This is a genomic window from Acuticoccus sp. I52.16.1, assembly GCF_022865125.1.
Taxonomy (GTDB): Bacteria; Pseudomonadota; Alphaproteobacteria; order Rhizobiales; family Amorphaceae; genus Acuticoccus.
Window position 1 is genome coordinate 4,023,296 of the sequence record NZ_CP094828.1, and the last position, 16,667, is coordinate 4,039,962.

At 71.0% G+C, this 16,667-nt stretch carries 15 protein-coding genes; 11 read left to right on the top strand and 4 right to left on the bottom strand.

What is annotated here, in order from left to right:
- Positions 1-63: 63 nt before the first annotated feature.
- Positions 64-1,134, top strand: a complete 1,071-nt coding sequence (locus tag MRB58_RS18115; RefSeq protein WP_244778494.1) for an aldo/keto reductase — start codon at positions 64-66, stop codon at positions 1,132-1,134.
- Here the strand turns inward: MRB58_RS18115 and MRB58_RS18120 are convergent.
- Together MRB58_RS18120 and MRB58_RS18125 are read right to left on the bottom strand one after the other, a co-directional pair.
- Positions 1,131-1,897, bottom strand: a protein-coding gene (locus MRB58_RS18120; RefSeq protein ID WP_244778495.1) for an IS5 family transposase whose coding sequence is annotated in 2 segments (ribosomal slippage) — positions 1,131-1,588 and positions 1,588-1,897 — 768 coding nt in all. Because the reading frame shifts where the segments join, the coding sequence is not laid out codon by codon here. The two genes, MRB58_RS18115 and MRB58_RS18120, sit on opposite strands and share 4 nt — an antisense overlap.
- Before the next feature lie 371 nt (positions 1,898-2,268).
- Positions 2,269-2,451: a CsbD family protein gene (locus tag MRB58_RS18125; protein WP_244778496.1), complete on the bottom strand. Its 183-nt coding sequence runs from the start codon at positions 2,449-2,451 to the stop codon at positions 2,269-2,271.
- A 225-nt stretch (positions 2,452-2,676) separates the two neighbouring features.
- Here MRB58_RS18125 and pgk point away from each other — a divergent pair, with 225 nt between their 5' ends.
- The 9 genes from pgk (at position 2,677) to MRB58_RS18170 (ending at position 13,919) form a co-directional block, all read left to right on the top strand.
- Complete coding sequence (pgk, locus tag MRB58_RS18130; RefSeq protein ID WP_244778497.1) at positions 2,677-3,879, top strand: phosphoglycerate kinase; 1,203 nt, start codon at positions 2,677-2,679, stop codon at positions 3,877-3,879.
- Between the two features lie 48 nt (positions 3,880-3,927).
- Positions 3,928-4,962, top strand: coding sequence for a class I fructose-bisphosphate aldolase (locus tag MRB58_RS18135; RefSeq protein WP_244778498.1), 1,035 nt, complete (start codon positions 3,928-3,930; stop codon positions 4,960-4,962).
- A gap of 34 nt (positions 4,963-4,996) precedes the next feature.
- Positions 4,997-5,581: a thiamine phosphate synthase gene (locus tag MRB58_RS18140; RefSeq protein WP_244778499.1), complete on the top strand. Its 585-nt coding sequence runs from the start codon at positions 4,997-4,999 to the stop codon at positions 5,579-5,581.
- A complete protein-coding gene (locus MRB58_RS24890; protein WP_305853206.1) occupies positions 5,578-8,655 on the top strand; it encodes a hypothetical protein in 3,078 nt (1,025 codons plus the stop codon). Before MRB58_RS18140 ends, MRB58_RS24890 begins: the two co-directional genes overlap by 4 nt.
- A gap of 132 nt (positions 8,656-8,787) precedes the next feature.
- Complete coding sequence (gene efp / locus MRB58_RS18150) at positions 8,788-9,351, top strand: elongation factor P (RefSeq protein ID WP_244778500.1); 564 nt, start codon at positions 8,788-8,790, stop codon at positions 9,349-9,351.
- 186 nt (positions 9,352-9,537) lie between these two features.
- Positions 9,538-10,497: a LamG domain-containing protein gene (locus tag MRB58_RS18155; RefSeq protein WP_244778501.1), complete on the top strand. Its 960-nt coding sequence runs from the start codon at positions 9,538-9,540 to the stop codon at positions 10,495-10,497.
- 436 nt (positions 10,498-10,933) lie between these two features.
- Complete coding sequence (locus MRB58_RS18160; protein ID WP_244778502.1) at positions 10,934-11,746, top strand: inositol monophosphatase family protein; 813 nt, start codon at positions 10,934-10,936, stop codon at positions 11,744-11,746.
- 108 nt (positions 11,747-11,854) lie between these two features.
- Positions 11,855-12,850 (top strand): flagellar motor protein MotA, encoded by a 996-nt coding sequence (locus tag MRB58_RS18165; protein ID WP_244778503.1) that lies wholly within the window; start codon positions 11,855-11,857, stop codon positions 12,848-12,850.
- A gap of 43 nt (positions 12,851-12,893) precedes the next feature.
- Complete coding sequence (locus MRB58_RS18170; RefSeq protein WP_244778504.1) at positions 12,894-13,919, top strand: peptidoglycan -binding protein; 1,026 nt, start codon at positions 12,894-12,896, stop codon at positions 13,917-13,919.
- Between the two features lie 7 nt (positions 13,920-13,926).
- On the opposite strand, the gene MRB58_RS18175 is transcribed toward MRB58_RS18170, so the two are convergent.
- On the bottom strand, positions 13,927-14,262 hold the full coding sequence (locus tag MRB58_RS18175) for a multidrug efflux SMR transporter (protein ID WP_244778505.1): 336 nt from the start codon (positions 14,260-14,262) through the stop codon (positions 13,927-13,929).
- 62 nt (positions 14,263-14,324) lie between these two features.
- Complete coding sequence (locus MRB58_RS18180) at positions 14,325-16,136, bottom strand: ABC transporter transmembrane domain-containing protein (RefSeq protein ID WP_244778506.1); 1,812 nt, start codon at positions 16,134-16,136, stop codon at positions 14,325-14,327.
- 202 nt (positions 16,137-16,338) lie between these two features.
- Between MRB58_RS18180 and rpmE the strand changes: the two genes are divergently transcribed.
- Positions 16,339-16,563, top strand: a complete 225-nt coding sequence (rpmE, locus tag MRB58_RS18185; protein WP_244778507.1) for a 50S ribosomal protein L31 — start codon at positions 16,339-16,341, stop codon at positions 16,561-16,563.
- The last annotated feature ends 104 nt before the right edge of the window (positions 16,564-16,667 follow it).

Sequence of the window (16,667 nt, forward strand, 5' to 3'; positions counted from 1 at the left end):
GGCGTGGGCGGCGGAGGCCGGCCGGCGCCCTCCCGCCCGACGACCGGCCGCAGGGGATCCGCCATGGAATATCACCCGCTCGGCCAATCCGGCATGATGGTTTCGCAGTTCGTGTTCGGCACGGTGACGTTCGCCGGCACACACGGCTTCCAGCAGGTCGGCTCGACCGGTGTCGACGACGCGCGCCTCCTGATCGACATGGCGCTCGACGCCGGCATCAACGCGCTCGACACGGCCAACATCTATTCGCGCGGCGACTCGGAGATCGTGCTGGGCGAGGCGCTGAAGGGCCGGCGCGACGACGCGCTCGTCTTCACCAAGGTACGCACCGAGATGGGGGACGGGCCGAACGACCGCGGGGCCTCGCGCGTCCACGTCATGCGCCAGGTCGAGGCCTCGCTGAAGCGGTTGCAGACCGACTGGATCGATCTCTATTGGGTGCACCAGTGGGACGGGGTGACGCCGGTCGAGGAGACCGTCGCGACGATGGCCGACCTGATCCGCGCCGGCAAGATCCGCTACTGGGGCGTCTCCAACTATTCCGGCTGGCAGCTCGCCAAGACGGTGATCACGGCGCGCATGATGGGCTGCCCGCAACCCGTCGCACAGCAAATCAACTACACCCCCGAGGCGCGGCACGCCGAATACGAGCTGCTCCCGGCGGGTGAGGACCTCGGCGTCGCCTCGATGATCTGGAGCCCGCTGGGGGAGGGGCTGCTCACCGGCAAGATCGACCGGAAGACGCCCCCCGCGCCCGGAACCCGCCAGGCCGACTGGCCCGAGCCGCACATCATCGACCGCGCCAGGCTCTGGGACGTGATCGACGTGTTGAAGGCGGTGGCGGCCGAGGTGGGGCGCAGCGTGCCGCAGGTGGTGCTGGCCTGGCTGCGCGACCGGCCCAACGTCCACTCCCTGGTGCTGGGCGCCCGCACGGCCGATCACCTGAGGGACAACCTCGGCGCCACCGACCTGTCGCTGAGTGCCGAGCAGGCGGCGCGGATCGAGGCGGTCGGCCGGCCGGGGGCGATCTTCCCGCTGTGGCACCGCGCGCTCAACGGCATGGATCGCGTGACCGAGGCGGAGCGCGGCTACCTGGAGGGCTGGCGCGAGGCGGTCCTGGCGCCGCGAGACTAGGTCGTGGACTCATGGTGTCGTAGCCATAGGCGGGTCGATGCCAAGGCGACGGCGGCCATGAAGTTTCGGGCGAGTTTGTCGAATCGGGTGGCAATGCGGCGGAAGTGCTTCAGCTTGTTGAAGTACCGCTCGACGAGGTTGCGCAGCCGATAGAGCGGTGGCGCAACGGTGCGCATAACACGAACGTTGCGCTGGCTCGGGATGTGGGCGGTGGCGCCTCTGGCCGCACACCATTCGATCAGCGCCTTGGCGCTGTAGCCGCGGTCGGCCACGATGTCCGGTGCGAGTGGGAGCCCGTCGAGGAGGATCGGCGCTGTTGTCTTATCGGAGGCCTGACCAGCCGTGATTACGAAGCGGATCGGCAGGCCCCGCTCGTTGACGACGGCGTGGAGTTTGGTCGTCAGTCCTCCACGAGAACGGCCAATGGCGTGATCCGGGCCCCCTTTTTTCCGCCGGCTGCGTGCTGGTGAGCCTTCACGATGGAACTGTCGATGAGCTGGAGCGCGGCCGGCTCTTCTTGAGCAAGTGCCTCGAACACCGCCAGCCATACGCCGCGCTTGGCCCATCTGTTGAAGCGATTGTAGACCGTCGTCGATGGGCCATAGCGCGCCGGCAAGTCGCGCCACGGTGACCCGGTCCGCAACACCCAGAAGATGCCGTTGAGGACACGCCGGTCGTCCACACGCTGCTTTCCGGCCGGCGCCGGCGGCAACAGCGGCTCGATGATCGACCATTCCACTTCGCTCAGATCGTAACGTGCCACACCGCGACTCCTGACTGACAGGAGATTGAATCATGGGCGCGACCATTTGAGAATCCCGGACCATGAGTTCACGACCTAGGGGACCGATCCCGATCGCCCGGTCCTCGCCATGGCGAGCGGGCGCCGCCGCCATTCGAAGGATCGGATCGGTCGATCCATCGGAGGAACGGGCGGGGGATCGCTCGGGCCGGCCACCAGCGCCCCGTGCAGGACATGAAAAAACCGCCGGCGAGGGTTCGTCGGCGGTCGTCCGGGTGTCAGGGGAGGCTCAGCCTCTCGGCTTGCCGTCCCGAAGGTTCAGGCGTGCGCCGACCGGCTCGCGGCATCGAGGGTCACTGGTCCTCGGTGTCGCCGGTCCGGTCGCTCTGCGATCAGACCTTGTCGCCGAGCGCGCCCTTCACGGCGCCTTTGGCTTTGTCGATCTCGCCGCGAGCCTTCTGCGCGTGGCCTTCGGCCTCGAGCTTGTGGTCGCCGGTCGCGCGGCCCGCCGCGGCCTTCACCGAGCCGGCGGCTTCCTTGGCGTGGCCTTTGGCCTTGTCTTTCAACTCACCCATGACACGAACCTTTCCGGTTGTTCCCCCCGTCCTAGCGGCGGTGGGTGCTATCGAATGTTCGGTACGCGAACCGGTTTCATGACATCTCGGTAATTTTTGCCGCGTCGAAATCGCCCCGTCGCCGCCGCTTGGCCGTAATCGTCGCCGGTAGACGGTGTAGACCGTTCCCACGAACGTGCATGGCGTCTATGTAGGCTGCGATTTGGATGGTGACTGGAGGCTCCGTTGTCCGACGCCCGTACCCTCGATGACATTGGCCCGGTCGCCGGCAAGCGCGTTCTCGTCCGGGTCGACCTCAACGTGCCGATGAAGGATGGCGCGGTGTCGGACACCGCGCGCCTCGTCGCCATCAAGCCGACCGTGACGGAGCTGGCCGACAAGGGCGCCAAGGTGATCCTGCTGGCCCACTTCGGCCGTCCCAAGGGCGAGCGGGTCGCCGAGATGTCGCTCGAGCCGGTCGTCGGTGCGCTGGCCGCGACGCTGGGCCGCGACGTCGCCTTCGCGGCGGACTGCATCGGCGCTCCGGCGGCGGAGGCGATCGCGGCCCTCGCCGACGGCGGTGTGCTCGTCCTGGAGAATACCCGCTTCCATGCGGGGGAAGAGAAGAACGACGCCGCCTTCGCCGACGCGCTGGCGCACAACGGCGACCTCTACGTCAACGACGCCTTCTCCGCCGCCCACCGCGCCCATGCTTCCACCGAGGCGATCGCCCACCGCCTGCCGGCCTACGCGGGCCGCTCGATGGAGGCCGAACTCGTCGCGCTGACGAAGGCGCTGGGGAACCCCAAGCGGCCGGTGATGGCCGTGATCGGCGGCGCCAAGGTCTCCACCAAGATCGACCTCCTGGAGAACCTCGTCGCCAAGGTGGACGTCCTCGTCGTCGGCGGAGGGATGGCCAACACCTTCCTGCACGCTCTGGGGATCGACGTCGGCCACTCGCTGGTCGAGCGGGAGATGGCACACACCGCGCAGCGCATCATGACGGCGGCCGAGCGTGCCGGCTGCGCCATCATGCTCCCCAAGGACGCCATCGCCGCCGAGAAGTTCGAGGCGGATGCGCCGCACATCCACATCGGCGTCGACGAGGGGGTCGACCACGACAAGATGATCCTCGACGTCGGCGGGCGCACGGTCCACCTCATCAACGAAGCGATGGACGGGGTGAACACGCTGGTCTGGAACGGTCCGCTCGGCGCGTTCGAGTTGCACCCGTTCGACCGCGGTACCTCCGCCGTCGCCCTGCATGCGGCCAAGCGGACGGCGGCGGGCATGCTGTCGGTCGCCGGCGGTGGCGACACGGTGGCGGCCTTGTCGCATGCGAAGGTCGCGGACAAATTCTCCTACCTGTCGACGGCGGGCGGGGCGTTCCTGGAGTGGCTCGAAGGCAAGCCGCTCCCGGGCGTCGACGCTTTGAAGCCGGCCGAATAGACGGTAGAAGTCGAACAAGCAGAAATCCAGAGCGCCGAGAGGTTTGAGATGAGTGAGACGTTGCAGGACATTGCCGCGGCCATGATGGCCGATGGTCAGGGCATCCTGGCGGCCGATGAGTCCACTGGCACCATCCAGAAGCGTTTCGACCAGATCGGTGTCGAGAACACCGAAGCGAACCGCCAAGCTTATCGCGAACTGCTCTTCACTGCCGACGACGCGATGAAGAACTACGTCTCCGGCGTGATCCTGTTCGACGAGACCCTGCGCCAGTCGACGCTGGACGGGCGCCGCTTCGCCGAGGTGATCAAGGCCGCCGGCGCCGTGCCGGGCATCAAGGTCGACGCCGGCGCCAAGCCGCTCGCCGCATTCCCGGGCGAGAAGGTGACCGAGGGCCTCGACGGGCTGCGCGGCCGCCTGCAGGAATACTACGAGCTCGGCGCCCGCTTCGCGAAGTGGCGCGCGGTGATCGACATCCTGCCGGCCGACAGCCTGCCGACCGCAGGCGCCATCGCCTGCAATGCGCACGCGCTCGCCCGCTATGCCGCGCTGTGCCAGGAGAACGGCATCGTGCCGATCGTCGAGCCGGAAGTCATCATGGACGGCCCCAACTCCGGCCATGACATCGCCACCTGCTACAAGGTGACCGAGCTGACGCTGAACATGGTGTTTGACGAGCTGTACGCGCAGCGCGTCGACCTCACGGGCATGATCTTGAAGCCGAACATGATCGTGCCGGGCGCCAACGGGCCGCAGGTATCCACCCGCGAGGTCGCCGAGCAGACGATCGCGTGTCTGAAGGCGACCGTGCCGGCCGCGGTGCCGGGGATCGCCTTCCTCTCCGGCGGTCAGTCGGACGAGGCGGCGACCGAGCATCTCGCCATCATGAACCAGATCGGCGGCTTCCCCTGGAAGATGACCTTCTCCTACGGCCGCGCGCTGCAACAGGCCTGCCTCAAGGCGTGGGGCGGCAAGAAGGAGAACGTGCCGGCCGCGCAGGCGGCGTTCAAGCACCGCGCCAAGATGAACGGGCTCGCCGCGCTCGGCACCTGGCGTGCCGAGGACGAGCGCGAGGCCGCGTAAGGTCCGGACCGCGGGGACGCGCTGGGGGAATGCGATGCAACGGCTGATCCTCACGGTTCCCGACCGTCTCGATCCGCAGGTGCTCGGCGCCACGCTCGAGGGTGGCGCCGCCGCCGCGGTGGTGTTCGAGGGGCGCTCGGCGTCCCCCGCGCTCATCGAAGTCGCGCAGAACGCGGGCGCGGCGGCGCTGGCGACATGTGCGCTGGGCGAGGGGGCGAGCCCCTGGCCGCTGAAGGGTGACGCCGACGGGGCCCATCTCGTCGGCGATTTCGCCGCACGCGTCGCCGGGTTGGGCCGGCGGCCGGAGGGGCTGACCGTGGGCGCCGCGGCGCAATCGCGCCATGAGGCGATGACCCTAGGCGAAGCCGGGTCCGATTATGTATGGTTCGGGTCGACGGCGACGCTGTCGGAGGCTGCGGCCGAGATGGCCTGCTGGTGGCAGGCCCTGTTCGAGGTCCCGGCCGTCCTCGCGGGCCCGGCGGACGATCCCGCGCTGGCCCTGATGATCGCGACACGTGTGGAGTTCATCGCGGTGAATGTGTTCGAGTCCGAAGCCGACCCGGTGCGCCGGGTCGCGGCCATCAATGCGCTGCTGCGAGAAGGCGCCGTAACATCGTGAGGCGTTGGGTGGTGGCGCTCGCGTCCGGGCTCGTCGCGACGTCGATCGCGCTGCCCGGCCTGGCGCAAACAGGCGCGCCCGCTCCGTCGCCCGACGAGGCGGCAGAGGCCGAGCCCGCGTCCGGCCCGCTGGGCCGCATCGGCCGGTTCACCGGCCGCATGACCGGGGCGGTGAGCGACGGCGTCACCGGGACGGTGCGGGGCCTGGGCAATCTGGTTCCGAGCTTCGGACGAGGCGAGGCGGAGGAGGGCGCCGGGCCGATGGTGCTCGCCCCGGCCCAGCCTATCGCGCCGGCCGATCCCCTCGGGGCCACGCCGAGCCCCGGCGCGCCGCGCGTGCCGGAGCGCGCCGCCGCCACGACGCCCGCCCCATCCGACCCCGCGCCGTCGCCCGCGTCGCCGAGCCTTGCGCCCGCGGCCCCGTCGAGCGCGGCCGCTTCGCCGGGGGGAACCCCGTCCTCCGGCCCGCTGCGGCTGACGCCGGAGCCGAGCGCCCCCGCGGCGCCGGTCCGCCGCGCGCCGGCACCGACCCCGTCCGCCGCTCCGCGCCCGGTCGAGCGTGCCGCGACACCGGCCCCGACTCAGGCGCAGCCGAGCGAAGACGCCGCCGCCGACCCTGCGCCCGCCGATTCCGTGCCGACGCGCGCGGCGACCACCGGGCCCGCGATCACCGCGCCTGCGAACAACGAGCCAGCGAATAACGAGACGGCGGCCACCGCGCCAGCGAATGCGCCGCCGGCGAACACCGCGCCGGCACCGGCCGAGGCGGACGCCGCGCCGTCGCCCGGCCCGGCCGAGACGCCGGAGCCCGCCGCTGCCGAGCCGGCAGCCACGGCCGCCGCGCCGTCCCCCTTCGATGCCGCGGCGGACGCCGTGGGAGAGGCGAACGCCGCCGCGCCGCCCGCCGATGAGCCCCGCGACACGGCCGCGACGACCGAACCGACGACGCCGGCGCCCGCCGGCTCCGGCGCGACGACCCAGCCGCCGGCTACCGCCGCCACCTCGCCCGACGCGCCCCCGCGCGAGACCGAAGCGGCAGCCGCGGCAGCGGAAGAGGACGTCGACGCGGCGGCGACCACCCCGCCGCCCAGCGAGCGCGCCGCGACGACCGACGCCTCGCCGGACGGTGCCGCGATGCCGAGCGCCCCGGAGGCCACGCCGCGCGATACGGCCGCGGCCACCGAGCCCACCGCCGCCACCGCCGCCGAGCCGGCCTCGGGCGGAGCCGCGACGGACGTGCCCGCGGCACCCGCCGTCGAGGCCGTACAGCCGCGCATGGCCGTCGACCGGCCGGCGCCCGAGGCCGAGAGCGCCGCCGCCATCGCGCCCGCCGCCCCGGTCGACGCCGCCCCCGTCGAGGCGGCCGCCACCGTAGCCCCGGACGCGCCGCCGGCCCCCGACCTCGAGGCGGAAGCCGCGGCGACCGCCGCCACCAGCGGCGAGGACGACGCGGGCGAGACCCCGGCTGCGCCGGCCAGCGGCATCGTCGCGGCCGAGCCCGAGGCCGAAGACTCCCCGGCTGTCGCGGCGAGCGTCGACGAGGGGCCCGCCGCGGAGGCCGACACACCGCCGCTCGCCGCCGTCGAGGCGCTGCCGGACCCGGCCGCAGCCGGCGACGACCCGGCCGCCGGCGAGAGCGATCCCTCCGCCACGCTCGTCGGCCTGCCGCCGATCGACGCGTCCGCCGAGGCGCTCGGCGATCGCGACATCGCCGACCCGCTCGACCCGCCGGCGCTCCCCGGCGTCGAGATCGAGACGCCGACGCTGGCGATGGAGGTGCCGGACCAGCCCCGGCAGGCCCCCGCCGAAGCACCCGGCCAGCCGACCGCCGCGCCCGCCGAGCCACCGGTCGAAACCGCCGCCCCATCACCCGCCACTCCGACACCCGCCGCCGAGGCGGCCGCCGCCGCGACACCGGCCGCCGGGGGGAGCCCCGCCGTCGCCGAGGACGCCGCGCCGCCGGCCGCGGACCACGCCGGCCCCTTCGGCAACGGCGCCGCGCGCCCCGTGGCCGTGGTGACGCAGCCCGCGTCACGCAACATCCCGCAGTGGCCGGACGAGGCGCTCGCCCGCGTCAACCCGCAGCAGCGCAAGTCCAAGCCGCGCTACCTGCCGCTGCCGCTCGATACCCCGCCGGTCGTGCCGCAGCAGGAGGCGCCGGGCGTCGTCGTGTCCGCCGCGTCGCCTTATTCGGGCACCTCCTCGCAGCGCGCGGTGGACCTGATGGCGCTCGGCAAGGAGCTGTCGCTGGCGCATTACGCCTACGGCGCCTACCAGCGCGGCCTGTACGACACCGCGTTCCGCGTCGCCCTGCGCGCCGCGGCCGAGGACGAGGCGTCCGCCGCCGCCCTCATCGGCCGCCTCTACGAGGAGGCCAACGGCGTGCAGCAGGACTTCGCCAAGGCTGCCGGATGGTACGCGGTCGCCGCCGACCTCGGCTCGGCCGAAGCGCAGACCCGTCTCGCCGCGATGCTGCTGGTGGGCCGCGGCGTGCCGCAGAACTCCGCCCGCGCCGCCGACGTGTTCGAGACCGCCGCGCGGGAGGGCTCGGTCGAGGCGGCCGAGAGCCTCGCCATGATGCTCATCAAGGGCGAGGGCCGCGCCAGCGACCCGGAGGGCGCCTTCCGCTACATGAAGCAGGCGGCCGAAGGGGGGAAGACGCAGGCCCAGTACGCCGTCGCGCTGATGTACGAGGAAGGCCGCGGCACACCGCCGGACGACGCCGAGGCGACGTTCTGGTACGGCCGCGCCGCGGAGGGCGGCGACCCGGCCGCGATGCTCACCTACGCGACGCGGATCTTCAACGGCATCGGCGCCCCGGCCGACGAGGCGACCGCCGCCTACTACCTCGGCGCGACCGCCCGCCTCGGTCTGCCGATGGCGATGAACCGTTACGCCCGCGTGCTCGCCAACGGCCGCGGCATCGCCACGGACCCGGTCGAGGCGATCAAGTGGCACCTCATCGCCCGCGAGGCCGGCGTGTCCGACTTCTATCTCGACGGCTACATGGGCGCGGCAGCGGCCAAGGACGTCGCCGAGGCGCGGCGTCGCGCCGCCGCGTTCATCAAGCGATAGCGCCACCGCCTTGCGGTTCGCTTCAGCCTGTGGTTTTCGGAGCGCATTCGCCCGCGGGCGGCCGGCTGCATCGCGGCGGCACCCACCGCCGCGCGGCCAGCTCCCCGGCGCACGCGCCTTTCAGGAACGGTCATGAAGATCAACGGCAACGAAATCCGCCCCGGCAACGTGCTGGAGCATCAGAACTCCCTCTGGGCTGCGGTGAAGGTGCAGCACGTCAAGCCGGGTAAGGGCGGCGCCTTCGCCCAGGTGGAGCTCAAGAACCTCATCGACGGCCGCAAGCTCAACGAGCGCTTCCGCTCCGCCGACACGGTCGAGCGCGTGCGCCTCGAGCAGAAGGACTTCCAGTACCTCTACAGGCAGGGCGAGCAGCTGGTGTTCATGGACAACGACACCTACGAGCAGATGGAACTGGCCGAGGACTTCGTCGGCGAGCGCTCCGCCTTCCTCCAGGACGGCATGACCGTGACCGTCGAGATCTGGGAAGAGAAGCCGATCGGCATCACCCTGCCGCAGCACGTCACGCTGGAGATCACCGAGGCCGACGCCGTGGTGAAGGGGCAGACCCAGTCTTCGTCCTACAAGCCGGCGATCCTGGAAAACGGCGTCAAGGTGATGGTTCCGCCGTTCATCGAAGCGGGCGAGAAGATCATCGTCGACACCGAAGAAATCGCCTACGTCCGCCGCGCGGATTGAGGATCGCGCCGCCGCGCCGCCACGGGCGCGGCAGCGCCCCGCGGCGAGGTCGGCGCCGGCAGGGCTCCCTGCATGCAATACTGCAATTGCGACGCCGCCGGCGAACTGACCATACGGAGGCGTGTTCTCCAACCTACGGGTGCACAATATCGACGTGTGTGCCGACGTCGTAGAGGGGAGAATGCCATGGTGACCGTCGCGGGGACTTCGCTGTCCATGCAGGCAGCGTACATGTTCAAGCTCGCGAACGAGCGCAACGCCGCCATGGCCGCAGCCTCGGCGGGCGAGGCGGCGGCGGGCGCCACCTCCGCCGCCACGGCGCAGCTGGACCTGATGCTGGGCGATTCGGACGCGGCGCTGGCGGCCGTGCACGAGGCGCAGACCTTCGCGTTCGAGACCGCGGAGCTCTACGAGCGGGGCGAGCTGGTCCTGCGCGCGGTGCGGGCGCAGCAGCGCGGCGTCCTGCGCCTCTTCGGCCTCGCCCTGCCGTTCGACGATTCTGTGTCGGACTATGTGCGCACCACCGAGGTCGAGGACAGCGGCGGCGCCACCGCGTCTCCCGCCCTCCCGTCGACCGGCGACGGATCGCTCGTCGACGTCGTCACCGACCTGGTGCCCGACGCCCTCGTCGCCTGGGCCGCGGGCGACGCCGCGCCCGACTTCACCGGCGCCAACCAGCTGGGCGGCCCGCTGACCTTCACCGCGTCGGCCCGGTTCGACGACCTGTCCGCCGGTGGCTGGCAGCGCATCTTCGACTTCGGCAACGGACCCTTTGCCGACAATATTCTGGTGACGCAGGAGGGGACGTCCAACAACCTCGTCTTCCACATCCACCAGGGCGGATCGCAATACGAGGTGCGCGCCGACAACGCGATCGTGGAGGGCGAGCGGGCGGTGTGGACCGCGCGTGTGGACGAGAGCGGCGCGATGTCGATCTTCAAGGACGGCAGGTTGCTGGCCGCCTCGCTCGGGTTGGCCGGGGCGCAGGTCGCCAGCGTCGACCGCAGCTCCAATCTCATCGGCGAATCCAATTGGGCGGGCGACACGGACCTGGTCGGCGCCGTCTATGGCCTCGAGGTCCACGGCGAGGCGCTCAGCAACGACGAGATCGAGGCGATGCTGGCGAACGGCGACCCCTGGGCCTGACCGCCCGGCCACCTCGGCACGATATCGCACGGCGACGGCGGCCCCCAGGGGCCGCCGTTTTGCGTCGTGGGGGCGCCGGGGCGCGTCCTCCCGGTCGGAGGCGGCACGATTGCAGCCCAGTTTTGCAAAACGGCCGGTGGCTTAACAGCTTTCATCTCCACCCGCCGCGGACGTCGCGGCGTCGCGGTTCCACGTGGCGCCGGATGCCGGCCGCGACCGGGCCGGCATCGATCCGGGTTCAAAAAGGGGCTTCCCTGGGGCCGTTTCGGCGTTATGGATGGGGGCTGGCGGGCGCTCCGGCCGCGTCGCGACGCAACGGCCGCGCCCACGCGTCACCCAACCCGACCATGGCCGGGGCCTCGCCGCGCGCTGCTATTCGTGGCAGGTCATCGGGGACCCGCCGTGCAGGTCGCACGAGACGAACGACAAGGACACCATGGCCCGTTCCGCGCTGCTCAACGTAATGGTCGCCGCCGCCGAGAAGGCCGGACGATCACTCGCCCGTGACTTCGGCGAGGTCGAAAACCTCCAGGTCTCGCGCAAGGGCCCGGCGGACTTCGTCTCCAAGGCCGACATGCGTGCCGAGGAGATCGTCTATCGCGAGCTGTCCAAGGCGCGCCCCAGCTACGGCTTCCTGGGCGAGGAGGGGACCAGCGAGCAGGGCGACGGGCATCACCGCTGGATCGTCGACCCGCTCGACGGCACCACCAATTTCCTGCACGGCGTGCCGATCTTCGCCGTCTCCATCGCGCTGGAGCGGCAGGGCGAGCTGGTCGCCGGCGTCGTCTACAATCCGGTGATGGACGAGCTGTACGTCGCCGAGAAGGGCAACGGCGCCTTCATGAACGACCGGCGTCTGCGCGTCTCCGCCCGGTCCGACCTCGCCGACTGCCTGATCGGCACCGGGCTGCCCTTCATGGGCCACGGCAACCAGGTGCGCACACTGTCGGAGCTGCAACAGCTGTTCGGCCGCGTCGCCGGGATCCGCCGGCCGGGTGCGGCCGCGCTCGACCTGGCGTGGACCGCGGCCGGCCGCTACGACGGCTTCTGGGAGCACGACCTGAAGCCGTGGGACATGGCCGCCGGCATCGTCCTGGTGCGCGAGGCGGGCGGCTTCGTGACCGACGCGTCGGGCGGGACGAAGTACTTCGAATCGGCGTCGATCGTGGCGGGCAACGAATCGGTGCACCGCTCGCTGTTGAAGATGGTCGCGGACGCCGGACCGGCCAAAGTGGGCCCCCGCTCATAGCGGGTTCAGCTTCGGTCGCCATTAAAGTGTTGAGGGCCGCCGCTGGAGCATTCACCGGCGGCTCGCGATGTTTTGAGATCGCCTCAAAGTCGGCTACAGCGAGGCCCTATGGCGCGCAAGAAAGACCCTTATAAGCTCTCGAGCCCACAGGTCTATCTGTGGCGCATGTCGCTGTTCGTCATCTTGTGCGCGTTCCTGCTCTTCATCCAGTTCGAGACGGTCGCCGACTCGTTCATGGCGAACCCGGTGCTCAACGGGCTCATCATCGCCGTCGGCGTGTTCGGCATCGTGCTGGCGGTGCTGATGGTGATGCGCCTCTTCCGCGAGATCGCCTGGGTGAACCGGTTCCGCACCGGCATGCCGGCCGGGCGCCGGCCGCCGCTGCTGCTGGCGCCGATGGCCACGCTCCTGCGCGACGGTGTGGACGAGACGGTGATGAGCGCGGTCACCATGCGCGCCATGCTCGACACCATCGGCACCCGGCTCGACGAGAAGCGCGATATCCTGCGCTACCTCATCGGCCTCCTGGTCTTCCTCGGCCTGCTGGGCACCTTCTACGGCCTGTTGCAGACGGTGGGGTCGGTGGGGGCGACGATCCAGTCGCTGGACGTGTCGTCGGGCGACTCGTCGCTGGTCTTCCAGAACCTCAAGTCGGGGCTGGAGGCGCCGCTTGTGGGCATGGGCACGGCGTTCTCGTCCTCGCTCTTCGGTCTGACGGGCTCGCTCATCGTCGGCTTCCTGGACCTGCAGGCCGGCCAGGCGCAGAACCGCTTCTACACCGAGCTGGAGGACTGGCTCTCCACGCTGACAGACATCGTCGACGACGTCGAGGCGTCGGGCGTGTCGCAGGTGGCGCTGGACCTGCAACGGGCGGTGGAGCGGCTGTCCGAGGTGCTGGCCACCGCCCAGGGCGGCGGCACCGACCGGCAGACCGCCAAGGCGCTGGGATCCCTCGCGGAAGGCATCCAGGCCATCGTCAAGAACACGCGGCGCGAGCAGAAGGTCCTGATCGACTGGGCCGAGGCGCAGGGCGCGCAGAACGAACGGATCGAGGAGCTGCTGGTGCGCCTCAACCGCGCGCTGGAAGCCGACGAGCGCGCGTGACCGCCCCGCGCGCGCTGCGATCGACCACTGAACGGGGGCCCCGATGCCGCTAGTCCAACGCCGCCGCGAGGTCCGGGCCGACTACTGGCCCGGCTTCGTCGACGCGATGGCGACGCTTCTGCTCGTCATCATCTTCCTGTTGTCACTGTTCATGCTGTCGCAGTTCTTCCTGTCGCAGGAGCTGTCCGGCCGCGAGACGGCGTTGCAGCGCCTCAACGCGCAGATCGCCGAGCTGTCCGACCTGCTGGCGCTGGAGCGGGCCGGCAACACCGAGCAGGCGGACGAGGTGTCGGCGATGACCGCCAGCCTCAACGCGCTGAAGCAGCAGCGCAACCAGCTCCAGGGCATCATCGCCGGCGGTGACGAGGCGGACGCCGCCGCCACCGCCGAAACCGCCGCGCTGCGTCGGCAGTTGGAGGAGGAGCAGGCGCTGGGGGCGGACGCGCTGTCGCGGGTGGCGCTCCTCAATCAGCAGCTGCGCGGCCTGCGCCAGCAGATCGCGGCTCTGGAGGAGGCGCTCGAGGCGTCCGAATCCAAGGGGGAGGAGAGTCAGACGCGCCTCGCCGACCTCGGCCGGCGGCTCAACGTGGCGCTCGCCGAGCGGGTGCAGATCCTCAACCGCTTCCGATCCGACTTCTTCGGCCGGCTGCGCGAGATCCTCGCCGAACGGTCCGGCATCGAGATCGTCGGCGACCGCTTCGTCTTCCAGTCGGAGGTGCTCTTCCCGTCCGGCTCCGACGCGCTGAACGACGCCGGCCGCCAGGAGATGGCGACCCTGGCGCGCGAACTGATTGACCTCGACTCCGAGATCCCGGACGACATCGACTGGGTGCTGCGCGTCGACGGGCACACGGACTCGCGCCCGATCTCCGGCGGCCGCTTCTCGTCCAACTGGGACCTGTCGGCCGCGCGCGCGATCTCGGTGGTGCAGTATCTGATCGAGGAAGGCGTGCCGCCCAACCGCCTGGTCGCGGCGGGCTTCGGCGAGTTCAACCCCCTCGTCCCCGACGACACCCCCGACGCCTACGAGCGCAACCGCCGTATCGAACTGAAGCTGACCGAGCGCTGACCGGCCGTCAGTGGCCGCCGACCTTGGAGAAGGCGTTGATGACGACGACGCCGGCGAGGATCAGGCCGATGCCGCACAGGGCGGGCGTATCGAGACCCTGGCCGAACCAGATCCAGGCGATCATCGAGATCAGCACGATGCCGCAGCCCGACCAGATCGCATAGACGATCCCCGTCGGCAGATCGCGCATCGTCACCGACAGGCAGGCGAAGCAGATGATGTAGCCGACCACCGTGATCGCGGTCGGCAGCGCGCGCGTCAGGTTGTGCGAACGCGACAGGGCGAGCGTCGCGATCACTTCGGCGACGATGGCGAGGCTGAGGAAGGCATAGGCTTTGAACACGCCGTGGTCGTGCGCCGTCGGCGGGGCGGCGTCAATCCATGGCGCGCGCGGCTGGCATGCGCCTACAGCGCCGGGGCGGGCGCGGCGTCGAACTGCAACTTGGCGAGGCGCTGGTAGACACCGTCGCGCGCCGACAGCTCGGCATGGGTGCCGCTGTCGACGATGCGGCCGTCATCCATGACGAGGATCGTGTCCGCCTTGACCACGGTGGCGAGCCGGTGAGCGATCACCAATGTGGTGCGATCGGCCATCAGCGTGTCGAGCGCGGCGTGGATGTGGGCCTCGCTCTCGGCGTCGAGGCTGGAGGTCGCCTCGTCGAGCAGGAGGATCGGGGCATCCTTCAGGATCGCGCGGGCGATGGCGATGCGCTGCCGCTGGCCGCCGGAGAGGGTGATGCCGCGCTCGCCGACCACGGTGTCGTACCCCTCGGGAAGGGCGGCGACGAAGCGGTCGACGTAGGCGGCCTCGGCGGCTTGGCGCACCTCGGCGTCGCCGGCGTCGGGCCGGCCGAGGCGGATGTTGTCGGCGATGGAGGCGGCGAGGATCGTGGTGTCCTGCGGCACCAGCGCGATCCGCTGCCGCAGCGCGGTGAGGTCCACCTCGCGCACGTCCAGCCCGTCGACCCGCACCGCGCCGGCGGTGACGTCGTAGGAGCGGCCGATGAGCTGGAAGATGGTGGTCTTGCCGGCGCCCGACGGGCCGACCAGCGCCACCGTGCGGCCCGGCTCCACGGTGAAGTCCACCGCCTTCAGAACCTTGCGGCTCGGCTCCGTCGGGTAGGCCAGGGAGACCGCCTCGAAGCCGACGCTGCCGCGGGCGGGTTCGGGCAGCGGCACCGGGCGCGCGGGAGAGGCGACGTCCGGCTCCTCGGCGGCGAGGGCGGCGAGGCGCTCGGCGGCACCGGCAGTCTGCGCGATGTCGCCCCAGACCTGGCTCAGCTCGCTGAGGGCACCGGCGGCGAACAGCGCGTAGAGCACGAACTGGCCCAGTGCGCCGGCCGTCAGCGTGCCCCGCAGGACCTCCTGCGCCCCCATCCACAGGACGCCGACGATCGCCGAGAAGACGATGAAGATCACCACGGCCGTCAGTGCGGCGCGGGCGGCGGTGGCGCTGCGGGCGGCGGCGAAGGCGTCCATCGCGCCCGCGCGGTAGCGGTGGGTGGCGCGGGGCTCGGCGCCGAAGGATTGCAGCATGCGCACCGCGCCGATCGCCTCCGTGGCGTAGGCGGAGATGGCGGCGAGGCGGTCCTGCGCGGCGCGGGACTTGCGCCGTACCCTCCGGCCGACCGCCACCAGCGGCAGCACCAGGATGGGGATCGCCGCCAGCGCCGTGCCGGACAGGGTCGGGCTAGTCGCCGCCATCATGCCCATCGCGCCGACGAACATCAGCAGATTGCGCAGCGCGACCGACGCCGTCGAGCCGACCGCGGCTTTGATCTGCGTGGTATCGGCGGTCAGGCGCGAGACGATCTCGCCCGACAGGGTGCGGTCGAAATAACCCGGCGACAGCGTCATGACGCGGGCGAAAACGTCGGACCGGACGTCGGCGACGACGCGCTCGCCGAGCGTGGTGACGAGGTAGAGCCGCGAGGCGGACGCCACCGCGAGGCAGCCCGCGACGACGACCAGCATGGCGAAATAGGTGTCGATGAAGCCGGCGTTCTCGGGACCGAAGCCGTGGTCGATCATGCGCCGCACGGCCATCGGCACGGCGAGCGTGGCGCCGGTGGCGGCCAGCATCGCGACGAACGCCGCGGCGAGGCGCGCCTTGTAGCGCAGGGCATAGGGCCACAGGAACCGGAGCGGTGCGAGGCGCACGCGTTTCGTTTCGGAGGCGGGGCTGGGGGAGGCCGACGACGGCGCGCGCGACTGCATGACGTTTCAGAACCGTTTGAAGCCGATGAAGTCAATGCGGTTTGAGCGCTTATAAGGTGGCGCGAAACCCGTTTGACGGCTTGCATGGTGGCGGCCGAACGGTTAGATGCATCCGGATTCCCGGGATCGGCAGTGTGGACGGCGGCGCGGCGGTTTTGACGCGTCCCAGCCTGCGTCCCGCTGCAACCTGATGAGGCGAGCGATGAAAAAGGATCTTCACCCGGACTATCACGCGGTCACCGTCGTGATGACGGATGGCAGCGAGTATGTCACCCGCTCCTGCGCGGGCAGCACCGGCGACCGTATCGCGCTGGACATCGACCCCCGCACGCACCCGGCGTGGACCGGTGGTCAGCAGACCCTGCTCGACCGTGGCGGCCGCATCTCCCGCTTCAAGAACAAGTTCAAGGGCATCCCGGGCGCGTAAGCGCGGACGCGGGGCGGATCGCCGCCCCGCTCGGCCCCGCCTCGCGGGTTGACGCCCGACGCCGCGCCGGCTGCCGCCGGAGTGCGGCCCTCCCTCGTCGTCCA